This window comes from Actinoplanes oblitus, assembly GCF_030252345.1.
In the GTDB taxonomy this organism is placed as follows: Bacteria; Actinomycetota; Actinomycetes; order Mycobacteriales; family Micromonosporaceae; genus Actinoplanes; species Actinoplanes oblitus.
Genome location: NZ_CP126980.1, coordinates 598914 through 624096, shown reverse-complemented (window position 1 = coordinate 624096; position 25183 = coordinate 598914). Strand labels below are relative to the sequence as shown.

The 25183-nt window shown below is 73.1% G+C and carries 20 protein-coding genes; 5 read left to right on the top strand and 15 right to left on the bottom strand.

From position 1 onward, the window contains the following. Positions 1-4: 4 nt before the first annotated feature. The 6 genes from Actob_RS02760 to Actob_RS02735 all read right to left on the bottom strand — a co-directional run bounded on the left by Actob_RS02760 (position 5) and on the right by Actob_RS02735 (position 9600). A complete protein-coding gene (locus tag Actob_RS02760; RefSeq protein ID WP_284918407.1) occupies positions 5-811 on the bottom strand; it encodes a prenyltransferase/squalene oxidase repeat-containing protein in 807 nt (268 codons plus the stop codon). A 127-nt stretch (positions 812-938) separates the two neighbouring features. Beyond that, complete coding sequence (moeZ, locus tag Actob_RS02755; RefSeq protein WP_284918406.1) at positions 939-2120, bottom strand: adenylyltransferase/sulfurtransferase MoeZ; 1182 nt, start codon at positions 2118-2120, stop codon at positions 939-941. Between the two features lie 110 nt (positions 2121-2230). Continuing rightward, positions 2231-5275 carry a DUF3152 domain-containing protein gene (locus Actob_RS02750; protein WP_284918405.1) on the bottom strand — a complete coding sequence of 1015 codons (3045 nt, stop codon included), beginning with the start codon at positions 5273-5275 and terminating at the stop codon, positions 2231-2233. Between the two features lie 669 nt (positions 5276-5944). Continuing rightward, complete coding sequence (locus tag Actob_RS02745; protein WP_284918403.1) at positions 5945-6826, bottom strand: DUF3152 domain-containing protein; 882 nt, start codon at positions 6824-6826, stop codon at positions 5945-5947. Between the two features lie 87 nt (positions 6827-6913). Next, entirely contained in the window at positions 6914-7861 is a 948-nt protein-coding gene (locus Actob_RS02740; protein WP_284918401.1) for an alpha/beta fold hydrolase, read from the bottom strand. After that, positions 7861-9600, bottom strand: coding sequence for a Daple (locus Actob_RS02735; protein ID WP_284918400.1), 1740 nt, complete (start codon positions 9598-9600; stop codon positions 7861-7863). The genes Actob_RS02740 and Actob_RS02735 overlap by 1 nt, the downstream gene beginning before the upstream one ends. 236 nt (positions 9601-9836) lie before the next feature. Between Actob_RS02735 and Actob_RS02730 the strand changes: the two genes are divergently transcribed. The 3 genes from Actob_RS02730 to Actob_RS02720 all read left to right on the top strand — a co-directional run bounded on the left by Actob_RS02730 (position 9837) and on the right by Actob_RS02720 (position 12855). Continuing rightward, positions 9837-10496, top strand: coding sequence for a TetR/AcrR family transcriptional regulator (locus Actob_RS02730; protein ID WP_284918399.1), 660 nt, complete (start codon positions 9837-9839; stop codon positions 10494-10496). Positions 10497-10535: 39 nt separating this feature from the next. Then, complete coding sequence (locus Actob_RS02725) at positions 10536-10760, top strand: DUF3107 domain-containing protein (RefSeq protein ID WP_185039358.1); 225 nt, start codon at positions 10536-10538, stop codon at positions 10758-10760. Positions 10761-10980: 220 nt separating this feature from the next. Continuing rightward, entirely contained in the window at positions 10981-12855 is a 1875-nt protein-coding gene (locus Actob_RS02720; RefSeq protein ID WP_284918397.1) for a DEAD/DEAH box helicase, read from the top strand. A gap of 69 nt (positions 12856-12924) precedes the next feature. On the opposite strand, the gene Actob_RS02715 is transcribed toward Actob_RS02720, so the two are convergent. Further along, the gene (locus Actob_RS02715) at positions 12925-13578 is read right to left on the bottom strand and encodes a biliverdin-producing heme oxygenase (RefSeq protein ID WP_284918396.1); all 654 of its coding nucleotides are present in this window, start codon (positions 13576-13578) and stop codon (positions 12925-12927) included. A gap of 107 nt (positions 13579-13685) precedes the next feature. Between Actob_RS02715 and Actob_RS02710 the strand changes: the two genes are divergently transcribed. Further along, the gene (locus Actob_RS02710) at positions 13686-14843 is read left to right on the top strand and encodes a class I SAM-dependent methyltransferase (protein WP_284918395.1); all 1158 of its coding nucleotides are present in this window, start codon (positions 13686-13688) and stop codon (positions 14841-14843) included. Here Actob_RS02710 and Actob_RS02705 read toward each other — a convergent pair. The 4 genes from Actob_RS02705 to Actob_RS02690 all read right to left on the bottom strand — a co-directional run bounded on the left by Actob_RS02705 (position 14836) and on the right by Actob_RS02690 (position 19010). Next, positions 14836-15783: a hypothetical protein gene (locus tag Actob_RS02705; protein WP_284918394.1), complete on the bottom strand. Its 948-nt coding sequence runs from the start codon at positions 15781-15783 to the stop codon at positions 14836-14838. The genes Actob_RS02710 and Actob_RS02705 overlap by 8 nt on opposite strands. A gap of 199 nt (positions 15784-15982) precedes the next feature. Next, the gene (locus Actob_RS02700; protein WP_284918393.1) at positions 15983-16195 is read right to left on the bottom strand and encodes a heavy-metal-associated domain-containing protein; all 213 of its coding nucleotides are present in this window, start codon (positions 16193-16195) and stop codon (positions 15983-15985) included. 239 nt (positions 16196-16434) lie between these two features. Continuing rightward, entirely contained in the window at positions 16435-16740 is a 306-nt protein-coding gene (locus Actob_RS02695) for a metal-sensitive transcriptional regulator (RefSeq protein ID WP_284918392.1), read from the bottom strand. Positions 16741-16880: 140 nt separating this feature from the next. Further along, the gene (locus tag Actob_RS02690) at positions 16881-19010 is read right to left on the bottom strand and encodes a RecQ family ATP-dependent DNA helicase (protein WP_407653685.1); all 2130 of its coding nucleotides are present in this window, start codon (positions 19008-19010) and stop codon (positions 16881-16883) included. Between the two features lie 433 nt (positions 19011-19443). On the opposite strand from Actob_RS02690, the gene Actob_RS02685 reads away from it, so the two are divergent. Next, on the top strand, positions 19444-19839 hold the full coding sequence (locus tag Actob_RS02685) for a hypothetical protein (protein ID WP_284918389.1): 396 nt from the start codon (positions 19444-19446) through the stop codon (positions 19837-19839). A gap of 134 nt (positions 19840-19973) precedes the next feature. Here the strand turns inward: Actob_RS02685 and Actob_RS02680 are convergent, their stop codons facing one another. The 4 genes from Actob_RS02680 to Actob_RS02665 form a co-directional block, all read right to left on the bottom strand. Next, on the bottom strand, positions 19974-20699 hold the full coding sequence (locus tag Actob_RS02680) for an SDR family NAD(P)-dependent oxidoreductase (protein WP_284918388.1): 726 nt from the start codon (positions 20697-20699) through the stop codon (positions 19974-19976). A 36-nt stretch (positions 20700-20735) separates the two neighbouring features. Beyond that, entirely contained in the window at positions 20736-22517 is a 1782-nt protein-coding gene (locus Actob_RS02675; protein WP_284918387.1) for a serine/threonine-protein kinase, read from the bottom strand. Between the two features lie 81 nt (positions 22518-22598). After that, positions 22599-24107 (bottom strand): fused MFS/spermidine synthase, encoded by a 1509-nt coding sequence (locus Actob_RS02670; RefSeq protein ID WP_284918386.1) that lies wholly within the window; start codon positions 24105-24107, stop codon positions 22599-22601. Positions 24108-24131: 24 nt separating this feature from the next. Beyond that, entirely contained in the window at positions 24132-25142 is a 1011-nt protein-coding gene (locus tag Actob_RS02665) for a coiled-coil domain-containing protein (RefSeq protein ID WP_284918385.1), read from the bottom strand. Positions 25143-25183 lie beyond the last annotated feature (41 nt).

Genomic DNA, 25183 nt, shown 5'->3' with positions numbered 1-25183 from the left:
CGGCTCAGCGGAACGCGCGCAGGACCGTCAGGGTGATGTTGACGTCGAAGATCGGTCCCTCGTTGCTGTCCCAGCCGCCGTCGGTACGCTGCGTCTCCCCCAGCCGTTTCCAGGCGTTGCGCAGCAGCCAGTCGTCGCCCAGGTTGACCCGGCGCAGCGCGGCCGCCATCGCGGCGACGTCGGCCGGCGACATGTCGGGCAGCCGCTCGCCGAGCACCAGCTGCACCCGGGACGACTCGTAGAAGTACTGCTGCTGATAGAGCAGGCCGGCGGCGTGCCACCCGGCGGCGAGGAAGGACGGCCACGTGCCGTCCGGACGCAGCTGCGAGACAACGAACCCGGCAGCGGCGGCGAGCACCTCGTCGTAACGGCCCCGGGTCTGGTACGGCCCGTTCTCGACGGCGGCGGCGGTCAGCCAGAAGCCGGCGACCGAGGTCAGATAGAGCGTGGCCTCCGGGTCGCCGGGCAGCGCCCAGGCCGGGGCCTCGCCGGCCAGCGACTCGTGCTCCTGCCAGGTGCCACCGGGGCGCTGGGCGGAGGCCAGCCAGTGCAGCGCGCGCTCGGCGACCGGCCCGGCCTGCAGGCCACCGAGGTCGTCGAGCTCGGCGAGCCGGAAGCAGGTGGCGTCGACCGAGGGAACCTGCCCGTCGGCCGACGCGGGCCAGCCGCCCTCCGGCATCTGACCGCCGGCGATCCGATCGATGATCTCCGAGGGCGCTGGCTGACCGGTCCGCAGGTACGACAGGCGCGCACGCTCGACCGGGTCACCATGGGCCACGACGTAACCGATCGCGGCATCGATATCGACCACGGTGGAGACGCTACCCGGCGATCCTGTGTTTCGGCGGACCTATCGGCCATCTGTCGCAATGGTCCGATTCCGTCCCGGAACTGTCACACTGGGGAGTCAAGATCATGACTCCCCAGTGTGACAACGATCAGTACGACGGGAGCGACGGGTCCACGGTGTTGACCCAGGAGACGATGCCGCCCTGGACGTGCACCGCGTCCTTGAAGCCGGCCGCCTTCAGCGCGGCCAGCGCCTCCGCCGAGCGCACCCCCGACTTGCAGTGCAGCACGATCTGCCGGTCCTGCGGGAACTTGGCCAGCGCCTCGCCGGACAGGATCTCGCCCTTGGGGATCAGCACCGCGCCCGGGATCCGGTTGATCTCCCACTCGGCGGGCTCGCGGACGTCGACCAGGAACACGTCCTTGCCCGTGTCCTGCCACTCCTTGAGCTCACGAGCGGTGATGGTCGAGCCGGTCACCGCCTCCTGCGCCTCCTCGGAGACCGCGCCGCAGAAGTCCTCGTAGTCGTCCATGAGGTCGGTGAGCGTCGGGTTCTCCCCGCAGAGCACGCAGTTCGGGTCCTTCCGAACCTTGATCTTGCGGTACTCCATCTCCAGGGCGTCGTAGACCATCAGGCGGCCGACCAGCGGCTCACCGATGCCGGTGATCAGCTTGATCGCCTCGTTGACCTGGATGGAGCCGATCGACGCGCAGAGCACGCCGAGGACGCCGCCCTCGGCGCAGCTCGGCACCATGCCGGGCGGCGGGGGCTCCGGGTAGAGGCAGCGGTAGCAGGGACCGTGCTCCTCCCAGAAGACCGAGGCCTGCCCGTCGAAGCGATAGATCGAACCCCACACGTACGGCTTGCCGAGCAGCACTGCCGCGTCGTTCACCATGTAGCGGGTGGCGAAGTTGTCGGTGCCGTCGACGATCAGGTCGTACTGGCTGAAGATCTCTTTGACGTTGTCGCGGTCCAGCGCGGTGTTGTGAATGACCACGTTGACCAGCGGGTTGACCTCGGCGATGCTGCGCGCCGCCGACTCCGCCTTGGGCGTGCCGACGTCGGAGACGCCGTGGATGATCTGGCGCTGGAGGTTGGACTCGTCGACGGTGTCGAAGTCGATGATGCCGAGCGTGCCCACGCCGGCCGCGGCCAGGTAGAGCAAGGTCGGCGAGCCGAGGCCGCCCGCGCCGACGGCGAGCACCTTCGCGTTCTTCAGCCGCTTCTGCCCGTCCATCCCGACGTCGGGGATGATCAGGTGACGCGAATAGCGGCGGATCTCGTCGACGCTCAGCTCGGCGGCCGGCTCGACGAGCGGGGGCAGAGCCACAGTTCACTCCCCGGGTTCGGTGGTAAGGATCGCCGCCCATTGTTGCTCGTTGAGCGGCGCCACGCCCATGACGTCGGACACGGGCCCGACATGCGGGATCAAGGAATATTTCACGGGCGCGGTTCACCCTCGTACCGTTTGCCGTCGCGGTAGGGCCAGGCGTTGCGGGTGCAGCCCTCCAGACCGTACGTCTGCGGCAGCATCACCGGCGCCGGTCTCCCCCTGCCCGGGCAGCTCTCGTGACCGTGCCCGAGCTGGTGGCCGACCTCGTGGTTGATCGCGTACTCGCGGTACTGGTCCAGCTCGCCCGCGTAGTCCGGGATCGCGGTGGCCCAGCGCTCGGCGTTGATCACCACCTGGCCCGGTAGCCGGCACGAGGTGAAACCCTCGGTGTGCAGGCCGCCGGCGGCGCACATCCGCTCCGACGTGTCCGGGGTGGCCAGGAAGATGGTGAAGTCGGCGTCCCGGTCCGACTTCGGCACCCGGCGCAGCCGCAGCTTGCCGCTCGCGATCCAGCTCCGCCGGTCACCGAGGATGCTGTCGATCGACTCGGCGAAATCGGCCGGCGCGACCTCGGTCACCGTCTCCTCCACGGCCACCCGGAAGCGGTGCAGCTTGCCGGCGTCACCGAGGATCGGGCCGCGGCCCTTGGCGTACCGGAAATCGCCCGACCGGCCGTCGGCCGGCAGCGCGCCCTGCACCGAACCGACCTGATCCGTCTCCTTCTCCGCCTGCACGTCAGCCGGTCGCGGACCGCCCGCCGGTTCGGCCGCGCGCTGCGCGGTCTCCCGGCCGGCGGTGCCGGGTCGCTGCCGATCCCGCAGCTCATGGCCGACGATCAGGACCAGGGCGACAACCATGACGTACGCCAGGAAGGTGACCCGGCGGCGGCGACGCAGCAGCTTGCGGCCGGAGGGGGTGAGGCTCGTCCCGCTCCGGGGGTGCTCGTCGACGTCGGGTGGCGGACTGGTCCGGTCGATCTCGACGACCGGTAGTTCCGCGGTGGGCGACTGCGCGGCGAGGCGGTCGGCGTCCGCGTCCTGGCCGGCGACGTAGGCGACGGTGTGCGGCACGGCGAGCCGCACCCCGGCCTGCGCGGAAGCCGATTCCGGCGCGGCGGACTCCGGGTGGGCGGGTTCCGATGGCGCCGGTTCCCAGTGCGCCGGGTCGGAGTGGACCGGGTCGGGCTGGTGCGGGTCGGGCTGGTGCGGAATCGCCTGTTCCGGGGCCGGTGGTTCGACGTGCTGTTCGGCGGGGTGCCAGAGCTTGTCGGGGAGGCCGGCCGGCAGCCGGACGCTCGCCGGCAAGCCGGGCCGCGGATGCTCGTCTGCCGACCAGAACCGGGCGGCGTCCGGCGCCTCCTCGGCCTGCGCCTCGGGACGGCCGTGCTCGGCGGTGTCCGGAGCGGTGGCCTCGACCGGGGCCGGGGCGGTCTCGGACGGCCCGGCCGCTTCCACCATCGGGTACGTGGTCTCCGCCCCGGGCATCGCCAGCGCGGCCGGAGCCTGTGCGGCCGAGTTCCGGGTGGGGCGGGCCGGATCCGTCGCCGGGGCGATGATCGGTCGCGGGTGCGCCCCGGACGGCGGTGGCTCCGCGCTCTCGAGCCCGGTCGCCGGCCGACCGCCGGGCCGGTCCGCGGGAACCGGCGCGAAGAACCCCGCCTGAGCGGACGGGTGGGCCGGCTTCGGCCGAGCTGACGGGTCCGCCTTCAACGGGCGGACGATCGGACGGCGGCGGCCGCCGCGGTTCGCCTGCTGGTCGGGGGTCGGCTGCTGGTCGGGGGCGGCCGGCGAAACCGGCAGGTCCGCCTCCGGCACGCTCGCCGAGCGGTACGAGGCCGCCTCCGGTGCGGGCGCCGAACGGTACGAGCCCGCCTCCGGGGCGAGCGCCGAGCGGCGGCGGTTCGCCTCGGGAGCGGCCGACGGGTGGCGGTGGGTCGCCTCGGGACCGGCTGACGGGTGGCGCGGGCCGGCCTCGGGCGGGGTGGTCGGCGGGCGTACGGCCTCGGGCGGGCCGGCCGGCGGGCGCGAGGCCAGGGGCGGCCGGGAGCCCGAACCGGGCCGGGTGCCGGCGGCGGGCACCCCGGTGGCGCGCGGGGCGGAAGCGCCGGTCGAGCGACGGCGCACCACCGGGCGGGGCGCCTCGTCGACCGGTTCCGGCTCCTCCGGCTCGGGTTCCGGCTCCTCCGGTGGGGTGGCGCGGGCGGCGGCCAGGCGTTCGGCGGCCAGTTCGAGGATGCCGCGGGTCATGCCGGGGGGCAGCCCGGTCTCCGGGTCCACCGGGATCGGCGCGGGCTGCGGCTGGGCGTGCCGCGCCGCCGCGTGCCGGCCCGGTACCTCCGCCGGCTGCTGCTGCGGCGATGGTGTCCCCGCCACCGGCGCGGAACAGGACGACGGGGAACCGGGCGGCACGGAACCGGAGGACGACGGGGAACCGGGCGACGACGGGATACCCGCCGGCGCGGAACCGGGCGACGGCGGCGAACCGGGCGCCGGCGGGACAGCGGCCGGCTGCGGTTCGGCCCGGTGGCGGGCCGGCGGTTCCTCCGCGGCCGACCGGTGGCGGCCGCCGCCGGGCGCGAGGGACTCCGCGCTGAGCCGGTGCCGGCCGCCGCCCTCGATCACGCCGTCCGGGTCCGAAACGGCGTGCGGTGTCGGTCGCGCCGGCCCCGCGCTCCGCACCACGGTCTTGCGCGGCGTCGCGGGCACCTCGGTGGACAGCGTCTTGCGGGGACGCGCCGCCGTGCTGGCCTCGGCCGGCACGGCCCGGCTGCGGGCCGGTGTGCTCTGCCCGGCCGGCCGGCGGGTCGCCGGCTTGCCGGCCGCCGGAGCGTCGCCGGAGCCGGCCGTGCCCCGAAGAGCCGTCTTCGCCGCGCGCACGGCATCCGCCGGCCGAACGGTGGGTGCCGCCGCCTTGCGGACCGCCGAGGCGGCGGCCTTCGCCGCGGTCGTCTTGCGAACGGCGGTGCCGGACTTCGCCGCACCCGCCTCGCGGCCGGTGGCGGCAGGCTTCCCGGCAGTGGTCCCGCGAACCGCGGCGGATCTCGCGGCGGCCGTCCCGCGGGCGACAACGCCGGACTTCGCCGTACCCGCGGATTTCGCGGTGGCCGTGCCGCGAGCGACAGCGCCGGACTTAGCGGTGGCCGTCTCACGCACGGCGGATCTCGTCGTCGACCGACCGGCCGGTGACGCGGGCTCGGCGGCCGTCTTCCGCGTCCGGGCGGACTTCTTCGCGGTGTCGGCCGGTGCCGTGATCACGCCCTTCGCGGACGTCGCGGTTGCCGCGGACGTCGTCTTCGCTCGGGTCTGCTCGTTGCGGGCACGCCGGCCGGCGGCGGGCGGGTTCGCGCCGGCCGCCGGATCAGGGGAGGCATTCGTCGCTTTTGCCATAACAAGGGCCAGCCTGCCACGACTCGCCGCCCGTCACAGGAGAATCGAATACCCCAGCGGAGAAAGCGAACCCCACCACCCCGCCTGCCCACGGCAGTCATCGGCGCGCGCTCCACTGGTCCCCCGCACCAGGCCCAGACATCGCCCAGGACCAGCACTGATCCCGGCCGACGGCCGCCGCGGACCCGCCGAACCGGGGACGCCGGGCAGCGGCACCGGACCGGCGGTCAGGCCCCGGAAGCGACGACCGGGTGGAACCGGCTCCGCCGGCTAGACCGTGTTTCGGAGTCCGGCCGAGTGCGAGGCGAGGTCCAGAGTGTGGCTGGCAGCGTCCGCGAAACACCCACATACAACACCGGTATGCGGGTGTTTCGCGGACGCTGCCAGGCGCGCTCTGGGCCACGCCGCAGCCCCGGTCGGACTCCGAAACACGGTCTAGAGGGGTGGGCCGGCGAAGGGCTTGTTGCCGAGACGGGGCCACGCATACGGGACGCAGCCCCGCGTGGTCAACGTCTGCTGGACCATCACCGGAGCCGGCCCGCCCGAGCGCGGACACCCCTCGTGGTGGTGGCCGAATTCGTGGCCGACCTCGTGGTTGATCACGTAGTTGCGGTAGACGGCGAGGGGCACCTTGGCGTTCAGGTAGGGCTTCGACGACTTGCGGTAGCGGTCCAGGTTGATGATGGCCTGGCCGGTGGCGCGGCAGGAGGTGTAGGGCACCCCGCCGATCCGGATGTTGGTCCCGCCCTGCTGGCACATCCGGCCCGCGGTGTCCCGGGTGGCCAGATAGACGGTGAAGTCCGCCCGGTCGCCCGCGCCGACCATCAGCAGGCGCAGGGTGCCGTTCCCGATCCAGCTGCGGGGGTCGCCGAGTGTGCTCACCACCTGGGCGGCGAACGCCTCCGGATCCTCGCCGCTCTCCTTCTCCACGGCGACGCGGAAACGGCGTACCGGTCCCTTGGTTCCCATGATTGGGCCGCGTCTCGTCGCGTACCGGAAATCGCCTGAACCGTGCGTCGGGACCGCCCCGGCGACCTGCAGGATCTTGGGGTCGACCAGCGCCGGGGTGGCCGATGGCGAAGCCGAGGCCGAGGCGGGCGCGGACTCCAGCAGAGGCGCCGACGGGGACGCGGAGGGCGCGAGAGAGGGCGACGGCACGGGGGCGGAGGGCGCCGGCGTGGCGGACGCGCCGGGCGACGACGAGGTGCGGGCGACCATCGTGACGACGGTGAGCAGGACCATCGTGACGGCGAACAGGGCGAGCCACCACTGGCGCCACCGGTCGGCCGCGGGTGGCGGGGTTTCCGGTTCGAGCACTGGCGTGACGGGAGCGATCATCTTACGCGTCAGCCTCGCACATGAGCGCGACTCGTACGCATCCGAGTCGATCTTGTGAGACCGAGGTTAGGCCGACTCGTCGAGCATGCCGGCGATGGCCCGGGCCACCAGCCGGGGCACCTCCATCTGGGCGACGTGGCCGACGCCGGGCAGGATCAGCAGGCGGCTGTCCGGGATCGCCCTGGCCACCTGGACCGGCACCCGGGGATCGACGAGCTTGTCGTTGAGACCGCCGATCACCAGCGTGGGCGCCTGCACCCGGGCGGCCAGCCGCCACTGCGAGTTGACCCCCGGCAGGTACGCCCGCAGGAAGCTGCCCACCAGCCCGCGCAGGGTGCCCAGATAGGCCCGCGGGTAGTGGGCCACCGTGTACCGGAGCTGGATCTCCTCCATCGCCTCGGCGCGGCGCTGCGGATGCACCTTGGTGGTGTCCCCGAAGCAGGCCGCCAGCACCTGCTCGGCCATCTGCTCCGCGGTGATCCGGGTCAGCGCCCAGGCCATCAGGCGCTCCGCGCCGGGCAGCGCGAGCAGCGGCAGCACCGGGCCCTGCGCGGTACGGCGCGGATCGAGGAACGGCATCGCCGGGGAGATCAGCGTGAGGGTGCGCACCAGGTCGGGGCGGAGCGCGGCGACGCGCACCGAGATGGACCCGCCGAGCGAGTTGCCGATCAGGTGGACCGGGCCGCGGCCGGCGGCCTCCAGGTAGTCGATCAGGGTGGCCGCGAAGGCCGCTATCGAATAGCGCGGGCTGGGATCGCTGTAACCGAAGCCGGGCAGGTCGACGGCCTGCCCGTCGAGCCGGTCGGCGAGCAGCCCGGCGAGGTCGGTGAAGTTCTGCGAGGAACCGCCGAGGCCGTGCACGTAGACAGCGGGCTCGGCGTCGGGACGCAGCGCCGGGGTGTCGCGGACGTGCAGCATCGCGCCGCCCACCGGGACACGTCGCGCGGGCCAGGGTGGCGGAACCTCGCCCTCCGGCAACACCGCGGTGTCGCCGGCCAGAACAGCACCTCTCATCAAGCCAAGAGTGCCTCGACGCGCCGGTTGACCGCCGCCAGTGTGGCGCGAACCATCGCGTGCCGGTCGTCACCGGTGACCACTGCCGAGCCGGCGAGCTGCTCGACCCAGCCGCCACCGCAGGACAGCAGCAGCACCACGACGGCGACCTGGGTGGACCCGAACGAGACGGCTGACGCGTGCTCGACGAAGCAGCGAGCCGGCCCGTCCGCGTGGGTCGAGGCGGAGAGCAGCTCGTCGACAGCGCCGGCGGTGGCGGTGGCGCAGAGGCGCAGCAGGTAGCCATCGACGGCCGGGCCGGTGGCGATGCCGGAGGCGGTCCGGTCGCCGGCGCGCAGCCGCACCTCGACGGTGGCGTCCGCGCCGAACGTGTTGACGTGCACGTTCTCGATCAGCACGCGGGGGCCGGGGCGGTCACCCGGGTCGAGCGGGCGGGGCTGGTTGAGATCGCGCGGGCGGACCGCGGGCTGCGGCGCCGGCTGCGGGGACTCCGGAATCACCGGGACCTGGGACACCGGGACCTGGGACACCGAGGCCGGGATCGGGGACACCGGGCTCGGCGCCAGGATCGGGGACACCGGGGCCGGAGCCGGGGCCGGAGCTGCCGAAACCGGCGCGGGGGCGGGCGCCGCCGAGATCGGTTTGACCGAGGCGCGACCCGGCCGGGGGATCTGCTGCGGCACCGGCGGGGCCGCGGGCGGGGCGGTGGGCAGGCCACCGGGCATCGCGGCGTCCAGGCCCATCCGCTCCTGGAGCAGGCGGGCGACGTGCCGGCTCACCTCGGCGGCGTCGGCGCCGTCGGCCAGGTCCAGCCGGAGGCTGTGCGCGCCGGCCGGGGTGGCTCGCAGCGACGCGTCGCGGACCCCGTCCACCTCGCGCACCGCGGCCAGGATGGCCTGCACGTCGAAGCCCTCCTGGCGCTCCTGCGCGGGCACCACGTCGCCGCGGCGCAGGTGCGTCGCGATCCGCGCCAGGGCTGGCGCCTCAGCCGATGGCTCCACCGCGGGCGGCTCCGGGACTCGGGGCACGTCCGGCTGGGCCGGCACGCGCTGGGGCAGCGCCCCGCTCGGCTCGTCCAGCGCGGAGCTCGGGCTCTCGGAAGGGTAGCTCCGGCGGGCGAAGCCGCTGGCATCGTACGTCGGCAGGCCCATCCCGGGCTCGTTGTCCACCGATCGCTGGTCCCCCGCCGGTGCGGCGGGCTCCACCCTGGGCAGCCCCTGCGCCAACGTGTCGTTGAGCAGGGCGTGCCGGGATCGGATCGGTTCGGACGGCGCGTCGGTACGGCTCAGTGGATCTCCCTGGGTCGGACCCGGCGGGATGGGCCGGGTCATCGGCACGGCGGCGCGCTGCACGGTCGGTGGTGGTGCGGCGCGGTACGAGTCGTCGAGGTCCCCCTCATAGGGAAACGGCGGCGCGCTGGACGGCGTGGGTGACGCCGGATCGACCGGACGCGGTCGGTGACCGAGAATGTCAGCGAGCCGGCTGCGGTCGCCGGACCAGGACGGCGGAATGTCGGTGTTCCCGGAAGGGGGAATCTCGGTGGGCTGCGACAGGTCCCCGAACCCCGGGGGCGGCGGCACCTGGGCCGGCGCGGCCGAGCTCGGGGCGGGCCCGAAGGGGCGCTCCGGGAACGGTTGGCGTCCGGCGGCACCGCGTCGCCACGGCGGCACGTCCGCCTCCTGCTCCGGCGCCGAACCCGCGTTCGACCACGGACTTTCGCCGTTTGCCCAGCCGTTCATCCGATTGCGGTCATACGCGTCGGCACCGTTGCCGCCACCCGCGGCTCCGGTGTCTCCGGAATGCCCTGATTCATCCACCGCGTGCTCCTCGCTCGCCCCCGCTGAGGCTACCGTGTGGTTGCAGTGGCGATAAGTTGCAGCGTCGCGACAATTGCCCGCACGACCGCGACATGCACCGATCCGGGCAATCCGCGACGACAAACCGCGGGGACCGACCCCCTGGAGGTTCACCAGATATGACCGCCGCGTCCGGCGGGGCTCAGACCACTCGCCCCACCCGGCTGCCTCGTTCGGCACGCCGCAAGCAACTGCTGGCCGCCGCCCAGCAGATCTTCGTCGCGCACGGCTACCACGCCGCCGCGATGGACGACATCGCGGAACGCGCGGGCGTGTCCAAGCCCGTGCTCTATCAGCACTTCCCCGGCAAGCTCGAGCTGTACCTGGCCCTGCTGGACACGCACTGCGACGCGATAATCGCCAAGGTGCGGGGCGCGTTGGAGGCGACCCCGGACAACAAGGAGCGCGTCAAGGGCGCGGTCCGGGCGTACTTCGACTTCATGGACCACGAGAGCGAGGCGTTCCGGCTCGTCTTCGAGTCCGACCTGCGCAACGATCCGCAGGTCCGGCAGCGGGTGGAACGGGTCGAGCAGGGCTGCATCGAGGCGCTGACCGAGACCATCATCTCGGACACCGGGCTCCGGCAGGACCAGGCGCAGTTGCTCGCCTCCGGCCTCGCCGGGGCCTCCGGGGCGGCCGCTCAGTACTGGCTGGCGAACGGCCGGCGTACGCCCAAAGCTGAAGCCGAGAGCCTCGTCGCCGCTCTGATCTGGCGTGGGATCGCGAGCTTCCCGCTGCAGGGCGGTTCATCGGCCGGAACGGCACCGGAAATCGGATAGCCTTTCCAAGCGGTACACGGGTTGACAGAGGAGGACTCCGTGGAGGTCAAGATCGGCGTGCAACACTCGCCGCGCGAGCTCGTGCTGGAAAGCGCTCAGACGCCGGCCGAGGTCGAGCAGGCCGTGTCCGAGGCTCTGGCCAAGGACGGCGTCCTTTCGCTCACGGATGAGAAGGGCCGCAAGGTGATCATCCCGGTCGCCAAGCTGGCCTACGTGGAGATCGCCGAGGCCTCGCACCGGCCGTTCGGTTTCACCACCCGCTGATGCGGTAACGGGAGGGCGCGCTGGTAACAGCGTTCCCTCCCGAAACTGCTCTCGCGTGCGTCTGCTATTGGGTCAGGTAGAGTGGCGTATGTCGCCGCCGGCATCGATCCGTCGGCGACCCCGCGCGTGGCCCGCTTTCGAGCGTGCGGCCCGCGCCACATCCAGACCGCGCCCCAGGACAGTCGACGGGCGCACCACGAGAGGGCACCCGTAAAACTTCATGACCGACAATGAGCAAGCTCTAGTCCCCGTTACGAACCGCGCTCCGGTCCGCCCGGACAGCCCCACCTTTGCCGAGCTGGGCGTTCGTCCCGAGACCGTGGAGGCGCTGGCCGCCGCGGGCATCACGCACGCCTTCGCCATCCAGGAGTACGCGCTGCCGATCGCGCTGCGCGGCACCGACCTGATCGGCCAGGCACCGACCGGCACCGGCAAGACCCTCGGCTTCGGCCTGCCCCTGCTGGAGCGGGTGCTCTCCCCTGCCGAGGGCGCCGACGGCCGTCCTCAGGCCCTGATCGTCGTACCCACCCGTGAGCTGGGCCTGCAGGTGGCCCGCGACCTGGCCGCCGCCGGCAGCACGCGCGGCGTCCGGGTGCTGCCGATCTACGGCGGGGTGGCCTACGAGCCGCAGGTGGACACCCTGAAGAAGGGCGTCGAGATCCTGGTCGGCACCCCCGGCCGCCTGCTCGACCTGGCCAAGCAGAAGCAGCTCAAGCTGAACGCGGTCCACGCGCTGGTCCTGGACGAGGCCGACCGGATGCTCGACCTGGGCTTCCTCGACGACGTCGAGAAGATCCTGGCGATGCTCCCGGAGCAGCGGCAGACCATGCTGTTCTCGGCCACCATGCCGGATCCGATCGTGGCGCTGTCCCGCCGGTTCCTGCGCAACCCGATGACCATCCACGCCGGGCACACCACCGACAGCGGTCCGAACCCGCTCACCAAGCAGGTCGTCTACCGCACCCACCCGCTCAACAAGATCGAGATGGTGGCCCGGATCCTGCAGGCCAAGGACCGCAGCCTCACGATGATCTTCACGCGGACCAAGCGGGCCGCCGACCGGGTCGCCGAGGACCTCGACTTCCGTGGCTTCGCGGTCGCCGCGGTGCACGGTGACCTGGGCCAGGGCGCCCGCGAGCGGGCCCTGCGCGCGTTCCGCAGCGGCAAGATCGACGTGCTGGTGGCGACCGACGTGGCGGCCCGTGGCCTGGACGTCTCGGGCGTCACCCACGTGATCAACTACGACTGCCCGGAGGACCCGGAGACCTACACGCACCGCATCGGCCGGACCGGTCGCGCGGGCGCCACGGGCGTCGCCGTGACGTTCGTGGACTGGGAGGACATGCCGCGCTGGGTGCTGATCGACAAGTCGCTCGGCCTGACCATGCCGCAGCCCCCGGAGACGTACCACACGAGTCCGGCTCTCTATGCGGACCTGGACATTCCGTCCGACATCTCGGGCACCCTGCCGACCGCGGAGCGGAGCCGGGCCGGGCTGTCCGCCGAGATCGAGGAGGATCTCGGGGGCGGTGGTCGGGGTCGCCGGCAGCGCCCGGGACGCGGCGGGCGCACGCGTGGCGGGTCCGCTCCGGCTTCGCCGGGCGACTCGGCGGCGCCGTCGTCGCCTTCCTCGTCCCAGGACGGGGAGCGGCCCAAGCGGGAGCGGCGCCGGCGCCGGGTGGTCGAGGGTCCGGCGTCCGAGATTTCCGGTACGCCCGAAGCATCCGTGCCGACGGAGGCGTCAGCAGCACCCGCGCCCGCTGACGAAGCGGCTCCCCGGGCTCGGACCCGGCGGCGGCGCACCGCGGCTACGGCGGTGGCCTTCTCGGACTCCGCCACGGAGGGCACCGCCGGCGTCTCGCCCGCGATCACCCTGGAAGCCGGCCCGTCGGATTCGTCCGCTCCGGCCGCCGACTCGGCCGCTCCGGCCGCGGCTTCGGCCACTGGCCCGGACGCTCCGGCCGCCGACGCGGACACCGACGCCAAGCCGCGTCGCCGCCGTCGCCGGACGACCGGCCCGACCGCCGACGCCGGTGAGCCGACGGAGAGCATGACCGGCGGTTCCGACGCCGGCGTGGGCACCGCCGAGGCCTGATCGCCACTCGCGCGTGGGACCGCTGGCGCGGTCCCACGGCGTACCCCAGCTCGGTTCTGCCGGTGGGGTTCAGGTCCAGCGGTTCTCCAGATCGGTGAGCAGGTCGAGATTGAGCTGCGCGGCGGCGGCCACCTCGGCGAGAAAGGCGTCCTGCTCGGCGTGGTTCCACGGGACCAGGTTCAGCCGGGTGCGGTAACGCGCCTGGAACAGTTCCGGGTCGACGCCCTCGAAGACGAAGAAGCGGTAGCCCTGGCGGCGGAACCGGTACGCCTCCAGCACCGCGGCGCCCAGCCACTGCCCGCCGTCGAGATCGTGCAGGTACCGCGTGCAGTGGTGGGCCACGTAACCGGTCGCCCGGTCGAACGCCGAGGATCGGATCCGGGTGCAGTAGGTGGTCGTCGCGGGCAGCGCGACGAGCCGGCTCTGCCAGCGCGCGCCGTGCAGGAACCGCAGGTCGGCCTCGAGCGCCGGGATCCGGAACAGCTCCGGGAAGCAGAACCGGCCGGCCACCGGGTCGTCGGCCATCGCGGCGGTGGCCAGTTCGAGAGTCTCGTAGACGAACCAGTGCTGGGCGGTGAGCTCGGCATACGCCGCGATTGGCAGGCGGCCCCGGGTGAGGTCACCGATGAACCGGCTGTGCCGGGCAACCGTGTACATGTCACCGAGAATCTGCCGCACCCGCGCCGACGGCAGGCTGGAGGCCGGTGTCCTGGTCTCCGACATGTGCCACATCGGACCGTTCCTCCCTCCGCGCCCCGGATCAACCTAGCCGGACGCGGCGTTGTCCACAGCCCCTCGGGGACATCCCAGCTTCCGGGCAGAATGGTGTTATGCCACAACCGCTCGATCAAGCGCTCGCCGAGGTGCGCGAACTCCTCCTCGCTCCCGGACTGACCCGGGCCGTCGCCGCCGGCCGGCGCCGCGGGCAGGCACCCTCGGTGACCCGCGCCCAGATCCGTCCCGTCACGCTCAAGAGCGGTCCGAAACTGCAGATCGTCACCGATGACGGCACCCGCCCCTTCACCCGTAACGTCGCGCCCGGCGCCGAGGCGGCCACCGCCGTCGACGAGCTGCTCGCCGAGCCGTTCGGCAACTGGCACGTGGAGACGGCCGAGGCCACCGTCCAGGTCCGGGTCACCAAGAAGGGTGACGCCCAGGTGCACCGGTCCGCCGCGGCGCCGGCCGCGCCGGCCGCACGTGAGCACGACCGGGCCAAGCAGTGGCTGCTCGATCCGGGCGACCCGCTCTTCGACGTGATCGGTGGCAACGCCGCCAAGCGCCGGCAGATCGACGCGTTCCTGCGTGCGCTCGCCGCCACGCTCCCCGACGAGCTGCCGACGCCGCTGCGCGTCGTCGACCTCGGCTGCGGGAACGCCTATCTGACCTTCGCCGCCTACCGCCATCTGGCCGGGCGAGGCGTCGATGTCCAGGTGGTGGGCGTCGATGTCCGCGAGGACCAGAGGGTACGCAACAGCGCCGTCGCCGAGCGGCTGGGTTGTTCCGCCGAGGTGACCTTCGTGGCCGGCACCATCGAGGCGGCCGAGCTGCCGTTCACCCCGGACCTGGTGCTCGCCCTGCACGCCTGTGACACCGCCACCGATCAGGCGCTGGCCCGCGCGGTGGACTGGCAGGCGCGCTGGGTGCTGGCCGCGCCGTGCTGCCACCACGACATCGCCGCGCAGCTCAAGGGTGGGGCGTCGCCCACGCCGTACGGTGAGTTCACCAGGCACGCCATCCTCCGGGAGCGCTTCGCGGACGTCCTCACCGACTCGCTGCGTGCCGGCCTGCTCCGGTTGAACGGCTATCGGGTCGACGTGGTGGAGTTCATCGACTCGGCGCACACCCCGCGGAACCTGCTGCTCCGCGCCCGCCGGACGGGTGCTCCGGCCAGTCCCGAGCAGCGCGCCGAGTATGACGCGCTGCTCGATCAGTGGCAGGTGAAACCGGCGCTGGCGCTGATGCTCGGCGACCGGGCGCCGGTCAGCTGACCCGCAGGGTCCACGCGGCGGTGTGCACCTTCCCGGCGACCTGGAAGTCGAAGAACATCCGGTAGTCGCCGGGGCTGGGCGCGGTGATCCAGAACTTCACCTTGCCGTCGACCAGCTGCTGCTCCGGGTGGACGTGCACGTAGGCGAGGTCGCCCTGGCGCATCACCACCAGGTGGCCGTAAGCGCCGAGGTAGGGCTCGACGGCCCCGCCGGTCACCGTCATCAGCAGCGGCTGCACGGCCTGGGTGCCGGGGGTGCCGGCGTAACTGACGGTGAGCCCGTCGGTGGTGGCCGTCCGTTCCGGCGCGGGCAGCGGCGCCGGCCGGTAGTCGCCGGTGACGGTCAGGTCGGTGCCCAGCGTGGTGGCGATCTGCCGGCCGCCGACCAGGGCGGTGAAGTCGGCGATCATCCGGTAGACGCCCGGCTCGGCCAGTGTCACATCGATGCTCCAGGTGCCGTCGGCGGCCATCGCCGGGTGCAGGTGCTGGAAGCCGGTGAGGTCGCGGCGGAGCACGATCAGGTGCAGCGGCTTGTCGTGCACTATCGCGTACGAGGTGACCGGGGTGCCGCCGGTGGCGTCGACGGTGAAGCCGAGCCGCTGTCGGCGGCCGGCCTGGAACGCGGTGGCCACCGGGTGCAGGGTGAGACCGTCCGAGCTGAGCGAGAGGCCGCCGACCGCGGCGCCGGCGGTGGTCGGCATGCCCGCTCCACCGGCACCGTGGGTGTGCGGCATGTTCTCGTTGACCGCCGCGGGGGCGGCGCTGCCGGTGGCGGCCGGGGTGGCGGTCGCCGAGGTGCCGCTGTTGAGGCGGCCCAGGCCGTAACCGGCGAAGAGGACCACGATCAGCAACGCCCCGAAGGCGGCGAAGCGGAAGCCCTCGTTCTTGCCCGGGCTCGCCGTGCCGGTGTCAGCTTCCGATTCAGCGGTGACGTCCAGCACCCATTTCGTCCGCTTCGGGCTAGCGTCCTGCCGCTGCGCTGCCCGCTCCGGGGTCGCGTCCCTCGGCTCTGCTGCCCGCTCCGGCGAGGCGTCCTGCTGTCCTGCTGCCCGCTCCGGTGACGCGCCCGGTTGCCCTGCGGACCGCTCCGGTGACGCGTCCTGCTGCTCTGGTATCCGCTTTGGGGCCGCGTCCTGTTGGTCAGGCATCCGCAAGCTCGTAGCCGGCCTCGTCGACCGCGGCGCGGACCGCGTCCTGGGTGAGCGGCTCCTCGCTGGTCACCGTCACCCCACCGGACGCGAGATCGACCTGCACGCCGGCGACGCCGGGCAGCGCCGAGAGTTCCTCGGTCACCGCGTTGACGCAGTGCGAGCAGGTCATGCCCTTGACGGTGTAGGTGCTGGTCACAGCCATGATGAAGCCTTTCGCTCTTGCTGCCTTCTGAAACCTATGTCGCTTCCGGACCCGCTCCGGTTCCCGCGTCTTCAAGACTTCCGGACCGCTCCGGTTCCCGCCCCTCAAGACTTCCGAGTCGATCCGGTTCCCGCGTCCTCGAGACTTCCGGCCGATCCGGCTCCCGCCTCCTCAAGACTTCCGGGCCACTTCGGCTCCTGCGGCCGTGCGGCTCGCCGGCCTTCCGGTCCCCGCGCCCCTCAGGATTTGATCAACCGAGCGATCGCGTCGGATGCCTCTTTGACCTTGGCGGTGGGATCACCGGCTCGGGCCGCGTCCACCACGCAGTGGGCCAGGTGGTCCTCCAGGAGGCCGACCGCGACAGCGTGCAGCGCGCTTTTCGCCGCGGAGATCTGGGTCAGAACGTCGATGCAATACGTGTCCTCGTCGACCATCCGCTGCAGGCCGCGGATCTGCCCCTCGATCCGGCGCAGGCGGCTGAGCAGGGCCGCCTTGTCCCCGGAGTAGCCATGTGGCCCGTGCTGCGGAGTCGGCTCATCGGACATGCGCCAAGCATACCCCCCGCCGGTATCCGATCGCATGATCGGCGGCGGGACGGTCCACGGCCCGGCGGCCACGCCTGAGCACCCGGCCGCTCCGCCCGCCGCCGTGCAGACGGAAGACTCCGGCCCCGTGTAGTAACCGATCAACCGGCCACCGCGAGGGAGAGCGGAAGGATGGCGTCCGCCCCGCAGCGGCGCAGGGCACGGCCGGCCAGAGCCATCGTCCACCCGGAGTCGACCAGATCGTCGACCAGCAGCAGCGGGCCGGGGTGAGCGGCGACACCGGCGGCCAGCTCGGGAGGGACGGTGAAGGCGTCGTGCAAGGCCCGGACCCGCTGGGCGCTGTTGCCGCGGAAGGTCTCCGCGCCGGATCGGGTCGAGCTCAGCGTGCCGAGCAACGGCAGCTGGCCGATCGTCGCGATGTGCTCGGCGAGGCTGTGGACAAGCTGTGGATGACGGCGTGAGCCGACGGACACGACGCCGACCGGGCGCTGTGCCCACGCGTCCTCCCCGCGGGCCCACGCCTTGAGCACCTCGACCACAGCGGCGGCCAGCTCGGCCGGGATCGGCGCGTCCGGTGACTCCGGGCCGACCACGCCGCGCAGCCGCGCGCCCCAGCCCAGGTCGGAGAGGCGCCCGACGGCCCGGCCGGCCTCGATCTGCTCGGCCGGGCCGATCTTGCCTTTCACGGAGATGCCGACCGCTGCCATCCCGGTGGGCCACATCTTCTTCGGCGCGATCTCCACCCCGGGCCGCCCGAGGAACGCCTCGGCGGCCATCAACGAACCGGACGACACCTCGGCCTCGAAGAGCGGGCCGGCACAGTTGTCGCACCGGCCGCAGGGCGCCGCCTCCGGGTCGTCGAGGCAGCGGCGGAGGAACTCCATCCGGCAGGTGGACGTCACCGCGTAATCCAGCATGGTCTGCTGCTCGGCCTCGCGGGCCTCGGCGACCCGCCGCAAACGGACGGTGTCATAGGTCCACGGCTCGCCGGTGGCCAGCCATCCGCCGCGGGTGCGGCGCACCGCGCCGTCCACGTCCAGCACCTTGAGCATCAGCTCCAGCCGGTTGCGACGCAGCTCGACCAGGGGCTCCAGGGCCGGGGTGGACATCGGCCGGTCGGCGGAGAGCTGCGCCAGAACCGACCGGACCTGCTCCTCGGGCGGGAAGGCGAGGGAGGCGAAATATCGCCAGATCGCCGCGTCCTCCGGACCGGGCAGCAGCACCACCTCGGCGTGCTCGACGGCCCGGCCGGCCCGCCCGACCTGCTGGTAGTAGGCGATCGGCGAATTGGGCGCGCCGAGGTGCACGACGAAGCCGAGGTCCGGCTTGTCGAAGCCCATGCCGAGCGCGGACGTCGCCACCAGCGCCTTGATCTTGTTGTCCAGCAGGTCCTGCTCGGCGGCGCGGCGCTCGGCGTCCTCCGACTGCCCGGTATACGACGCGACCGGGAACCCTCGGGAGCGCAAGAAGTCGGTGGCCTCGGTGGCACCGGCCACGGTCAGCGTGTAGACGATGCCGGAGCCGGGCAGCCGCTCCAAGTGGTCGGCGAGCCAGGCCAGCCGGTGCGCCGGATCGGGCAGCCGCAGCACGGCGAGGCGCAACGAGTCGCGGTCCAGCGAGCCGCGCAGCACCAGGGCGTCGTCGCCGAGCTGGTCGGCGACGTCGGCGGTGACCCGGGCGTTGGCCGTGGCGGTGGTGGCGAGCACCGGCGTGTGACTCGGCAGTCCACCCAGGAAGGTGCGCAGTCGCCGATAGTCCGGCCGGAAGTCGTGGCCCCAGTCGGAGACGCAGTGCGCCTCGTCGACCACCAACAGGCCGGTGCTGTGCGCCAGGCCGGGCAGCACGTTGTCGCGGAAGTCGGGATTGTTCAGCCGCTCGGGACTGATCAGCAACACGTCGACGGCGCCGGCCCGGATCTCCTGCTCGATCTCGGTCCACTCGTCGAGATTGGCCGAGTTGATGGTGCGGGCGCGGATGCCGGCCCGGGCCGCCGCGTCCACCTGGTTACGCATCAGGGCGAGCAGCGGGGACACGATCACCGTGGGACCGGTCGAGCCGGTGGCCCGCAGCAGCGCGGTGGCCACGAAATAGACAGCCGACTTGCCCCACCCGGTGCGCTGCACGCAGAGCACCCGCCGGCGGTCGACGGTCAGCGCCTCGATGGCGCGCCACTGGTCCTCACGCAGTCTCGCGTGCTCGCCGGCGAGCCGGCGCAGCACCTCCTCGGCGCGCTCCCGCACACTCGCCCGCTCGGCCGCTCCGGCCGTGATTCGCGTCGTCTCGGTCACCCGGCATGTCTATCAGCCCCCACCGACAGAACCGGAGTTATCCACATTCCGCCGTTGTCCACAGGCTGCCCGGCGGATTCGAGCGGTTCGGGCCAAGCTGCGGGGGCACCGAATTCAGCGGCGGGAGGTAGCCATGCGGACAGCACACCGGCCGAGGCGCCGGCTCCGGCCGGGCGACCGGGGCGACGGAGCTCGGCCACCACCAGGCCGGACAGGGCCCGGCCCCACCAGGCCGCACAGGGCCCGGCCCCACCAGGCCGCACAGGGCCCGGCCACCACGACACCCGGCCCGGCCTAGCCGCCGCCGAGCCGCTTCCGGCCCGGCCTCCGACAGGCCGGTCCCGGCCCGGCGGCCGGGCGGCTGGCTTCGCCGCAAACCCGACCCGGATCCACTCCCGAATGGAAGTCTCAGCTCATGAGCAAAACGATCGCCGAGAAGCTGTTGATCAAGCCGAACTCCACCGTCTGGCTCAACCAGCCGGCCCGCCTGCCGCTGCTCACCCCGATGCCGGAGGGCGTGCGCGAGACCGGGTCGCTGGCCGCTGCCGGCACCGCCGTGCTCTTCGTCGAGGACGCCGCCGGCGCGCGCGAGCAGCTCACCGAGCACCGGGCCGACCTGGGCAAGCCTGGCGCCTTCTGGATCGCCTATCCGAAGGGCAACAAGGCGGACATCAACCGGGACACCCTGTGGCCCATCGTGGCCGATTTCGACATGCGGCCGTGCGGGCAGGTGGCGATCGACGAGCGCTGGTCCGGCCTGCGCTTCCGGCCGAACCGCCCGGACGAGGGCCGCTTCACCGGCGACAAGTGATCCACCGCGACCCACTCCGGCGGCCGGACGATCCGGCCGCCGGGCGGCCACCACACCCCGCGGGCACGGGAGGCGGGTGGGCGGGGAGGGCTTTCGGCGTACGGAAAAAGCGAGCGGCCCGCCAGTGGCAACGCTCAGCGACCCAGCACGGTCCCGCCGTTGACGTTGATGATCTGACCGGTGACGAACCCGCCGCCCGGACCGGTCAGCCAGCGCACCGCCTCGGCGATGTCGGACGGCTCGCCGGCGCGCTTGAGCAGCGACGCGTTCACCCGCGACGCGTGCCCTTCCGGCGTCATCCGACCGTCGAAGAACTCGCTGTCGGTGATGTACCCGGGCGAGATCACGTTCGCCGTGATCCCCTCCCCGCCGAGCTTGGTGGCGAGGTCGAGCATGTACCCGTGCAGGGCGGCCTTGGCGGCGGAGTAGGGCCCGCCCCCGCCGCGCTGGGCCGCGATCGAGCTGGTCAGGATGACCTTGCCGCCGGGCCGGCGGAGCGAGGGCAGCAGCGCGGTGGTCATCAGCACCGCGGTGAGCACGTTGGAGTCGAGGTTCGCCCGCCACTGCGCGGCCACCCCGTCCAGGGTGCTCTCGTCACCGCCGACGAACGCGCCGGCGTTGTTGACCAGGACGTCCACCGGGCGCCCGGCGACCGCGTCGACCACCGCGGGGATCTGCGCCGGGTCGGCCGCGTCCGCGGTGACCGCTGCCGCCTGCGGGCCGATCCACTTCACCGCGTCGGCGAGCACGTCGGCGCGCCGGCCCACGATGATCACGTCGTAGCCCTCGCCCGCGAGCATGCCGGCCGTCGCCCGGCCGATTCCGGTGCCACCGCCGGTGACCACTGCCAGTCTTGTCATGGAGTCGACCCTATCCAGACCGTCCGAGCGGATCGTTCACAGCGCCAGCGAGAAGCCGCCGTCACGTTTGGCGGGCGGGGCCGCCGAGCGACCGGCCGGCGGCGGTGGAGCCGGCTTGCGGGGACCGGTGTCGTGGCGGGCCGACGAGCGCTTGCGTTTGCGGATCGGCTCCTCCGGGCCGGTGCGGTCCTCGGCGGAGGCCGCGCTCACCGAGTCGTCCTTGACCGGCGCCGGTTCGGTGACGCTGCCCAGCACCTCGGCGCGGCACGGGTGCCCGTTCATGGCGAAGGAGAGCGGCAGCGGATTGCGCTGCTGGTAACCGCCGCGCAGGGTGACCACCCGGCTGCGGCCCTGCCCGTGGATCATGACGTGCCGGCCGTGCTGGTCGACGGCTTTCGGCGAGCCGGTCAGCCGCTGGCCACCGGGGAAGCTGAAGTCGACCCGCCAGCCGCCCGGTCCGCCGGTGGTCTGCACCGTCAGCCGCGCCTGGAAGCTACCGCCCGAGTCGCGTTGCACCTGGTAACGGACCGCACAACGGATCCGCTGCACGGCAGCGCCGCCCGGCGCGGGCCCGGCCGCCGAGGCGCTGGACCGGCCGGCGTCGGCGGCCTCCCGCCGGGCCGACCAGCTGAGCGCGCTGCCGGCCAGCAGCACCACGCCGGCCAGCGCGGCGACCGCCGACAGCCGGTTCCGGGCCGCCGCCGGACGGGGGCTCCACAGCCGGGCGCCGACGAAGACACCACCGCCCAGCGGCCGCACCCGGCCCAGCCGGAGTGCCGCGCCGATCCGGAGCGCGGCGCGCAGTCGCAGCTTGAGGACCTGGGTGCCGCCGAGCCGGCCGCTCCGGTCGTCGGGCGCCGGCGGGGCGGGCACCACGCCGCGGGCGGCCGGGACCGGCGAGCGCTCCACCGAGCCGATCGGGGCCGAGGAGAGTTCGCCCGGGCGCAGCGGCGGGATGATCGGGCGGACCCCGACGGTGGCGGCCAGCGCGCGGGCCAGTTCGGCCGAGGGCGGCCGGTCGGCCGGGGCCTTGGCGAGGCAGCGCAGGCAGAGGTCGGCGACCGCGGCCGGCATGCCGGGCAGCTCCGGGACCGGGTCGGGGTCGGCGTAAAGGTGGGCGCGCAGGGCCTCGGCGGTGCTCTCGGCGGGCCACGGCATCCGGCCGGTGAGCGCGCGGTAGAGGAGGAGGCCGACGGCGTACACGTCGGTGGCCGGGGAGACCGGGGCGCCGGCGAGCCGTTCCGGGGCCAGGTAGGCGGGGGTGCCGAGCAGGCTGCCGTCCGGGCCGGCGTCCCGCTGGCCGACCACCGCCGAGATGCCGAAGTCGACCACCTTCGCGCCGGCCCCGGTGAGCATCACGTTGGCCGGGGTCACGTCGCGGTGCACGACGCCCCGGGCGTGCGCGGTGGCCAGCGCGGAGGCCACCTCGGCGCAGACCATCACGGCCTCCCGCCAGTCCAGCGAGCCCTGCCGGCCGATCCGGGCGCCGACCGACTCGCCGTCGTTCAGCTCCATCACCACGTACGGGACGGTCAGCTCCTGGTCGGCGAGCATGGCCTCGCCGAAGTCGTAGACGCCGGTGATGTGCGGGTGGCAGAGCCGGGCGGCGGCCAGTGCCTCCTGCCGGAGCCGGTCACGGAACGTGCGGTCCTCGGCCAGCTGGGAGGAGAGCACCTTGACCGCTACCTCGCGGCCCAGGGTCTCGTCGTAACCGCGCCAGACCACCGACATGCCGCCGGTGCCGAGCTTCTCGACGAGGCGATACCGCCCGGCGATGCGAAGCGATCCCTCATGACCGTTTCGCTCCGTACGCCCCATGCGCCGATTCTCGCCCGATCAGCTCATGCTCTGTTGCTGCACACCAAAACCCGTACGGAATCGCTGCCCAGACCGCTCAAATCAGCCCAAAAGTTGGTCCGTCGGCGCGTAGTCGTCGGTCAGCACCCGGGCGTCGCCGAGGTACCGAGTGAGTGCCGCTCCGGTGAGCACCTCGACCGGTTCCTCGATCCGGGCGAGCCGCGCGCCGAGGGCGGCCAGCGGCAGCGGGCTGCGCGAGGCCACGATCACGAAGTTGGAGCCGGTGTCGCCGGCCAGCGCGTCCGCCGGCGCGATCAGCGCGACGTGCGGGAACACCGCGGCGACGGTCGCCACCTCGGCCGGGATGAACAGGTCCGGCGGGTAATCGATGACGTTCTGGGCGTAGACGCCGTCCGGCCGCAGGGTCCGGGAGATCTCCGCGGCCATCTCCCGGGTCGCCAGGTGCCAGGGCACCACCTGGTGGCCGAAGGCGTCGCCGACCACCAGGTCGTACGCGCCAGCCGGCCGCTCGGTCACCCCGACCCGGGCGTCGCCCACCCGGACCCGCAGGTCCGGGCCGGTGACCAGGCCGAGCTCGCGCCTGTCCAGCTCGACCAGCTCGCCGTCGAGCTCGAGGACCAGCTGGTCGCTGCCGGGGCGGGTGGCGCGCAGGTAGTTCGGCACGGTGAACCCACCGCCGCCGATGTGCAGGGCGTCGATCGGGGCACCGGCCGGGCGGACCACGTCGGCGACCGCGCCGATCCACTGGACGTACTCGAACTCCAGGTGGCGGGGGTCGTCGAGATCGACGTACGAGTGCGGTGCCGAGTTCAGCAGCAGGAGCCGGCCACCGGGGCGATCCGGGTCCGCCGCCACGTGGGCGCAGTGGTACGCCGTCTCGACGTCGCACGGCGTCGGCGAGATCGCGCCCATCCCGGCGCCGAGCAGTCCGATAGTGGCCAGCATGGCCCGGAAGCGCGGCGAGCCGGGCAGATCCGGATGGGTCTCGTCGCGCCGCAGCCACCAGCCGAGCGCCAGCCCACCGAGCGCCAGCAGCGCCGCGAGGCTCAGGACGATGGCGCTGCTCGGCATCGCGGCGACGAAGACGAACCCGGTCCCGAGGGTCGCGGTGATCGCGCCCAGAGTACCGATGCTGGACAGCCGGCCGACCACGGTACCGGCCTCCCGCAGGCTGCTGAGCTGGAGTTTCACCACCATCGGCGGGATCGCGGAGAGGACGAAGGCGGGCAGGAAGACGGCCAGCGCGGCGAGCAGGAGCACCGCCGGGGCGGCACCGCCGCGCAGCAGCTCGCCACCCCAGCGGACCAGCGGCAGGGTGACCGCGGTGCCGATCGCGCCGAGGATCAGGGCCGGGGCGAGCAGCATCCGGGGGTCGTACTGGTCGGCGAGGCGGCCGCCCAGCCACGCGCCGTAGGCGATGGCGGCCAGCGAGATGCCGATCACCGAGCTGCTGACCTGCAGGGTGACGCCGACGTACGGGCCGACCAGGCGCAGCGCGACGATCTCCAGGACCAGGACGGCACCGCTGGCGCCGAAGGCCAGGGCGGCGGCCAGGACCGAGGGCAGGGCGCGAGGCGGCGCGGTCTCCACCGCCGGATGTTATCCGGCGGGTCGTCAGAGCATGGAGAGATGCACGTGGTTGGTGTGCACGGCGGCCGCATCCCCGGTCGCGCTGTAGGCCCGCCAGCCGGTGCTCGGCATCCAGATCTGGCGGTACCAGATCACGTACATCACCCCGAGCCGGTCGGCGTTCTTGACGAAGTAGGCGGCCAGCCGGTCACCGTACGCCTTGTCGCTGCCGGTCGCGGCCGAGGTCTTGAAGGTCGTCGCGTTGGCCGAGAAGTCGCAGGCCCGGCCCTTCGGATGCTCACCCGACGACCGCTGGCTCCAGCACACCGTGTAGTGGGTGAACCCGTCCGAGCGGGCCTCCTGGTACGCGTGCAGCGTCCGCGGCGTCAGGCACCCGCTCGACGTCGGATCCTTGATCGAGCACGTCTCCTTGGGCCACGAGCCGTCCGGGTTGCGCGGGGCCGGCGCGGCGGCGGGCGAGTCCGCGTCGATGAAGCCGCCGGCCGAGCCGCCGCCCACCTCGGCAAGCGCGATCTCGGCCTGCTTCTTCTTCCGCTCCATCACCGTGACCTGGCGCTTCTGCTCGGTGATCTCGGCGGCCAGCGCGTCCTGCGCCCGCTTGATGGTGGCGATGTCCGTCCGGTAGTCGGCGAGGGTGGCGCTGTCCACCTGGGCGAGCATGTCCAGGCCCTGCACCCGCTCCACGAAACTGTCCGGCGAGCTGCTGTTCAGCAGCAGCATCACGGTGCTGATCCGGCCCATCTGGTACGACCGGTTGGCCACCGCGGACACCCGCCTGGTGAGCGCGTCGGAGCGCCCCTGCGCCGTCTTCAGCGTGGCGGCCAGCTGGATCTGCCGTTTCTTGGACGCGGCCAGCTTCGTCTTCGCCTGGTCGTAGCCCTTGGCGGCGGCTTCCAGGTTGGCGCGCAGCTTCTTGGATCCGCCTTCCGGGTCGGCGGCGAGGGCGGGCGTGCCGGGCACGACGAGGATCGCCGTGACCGCGGCAGCGACAAGGGCGAGCAGGGCGGTGCACCGGCGCGGGGAGAGGGCCGCCACGAAAACCTCCAAGTCGGGAGCGCGGGTACTTTACCGTGCCG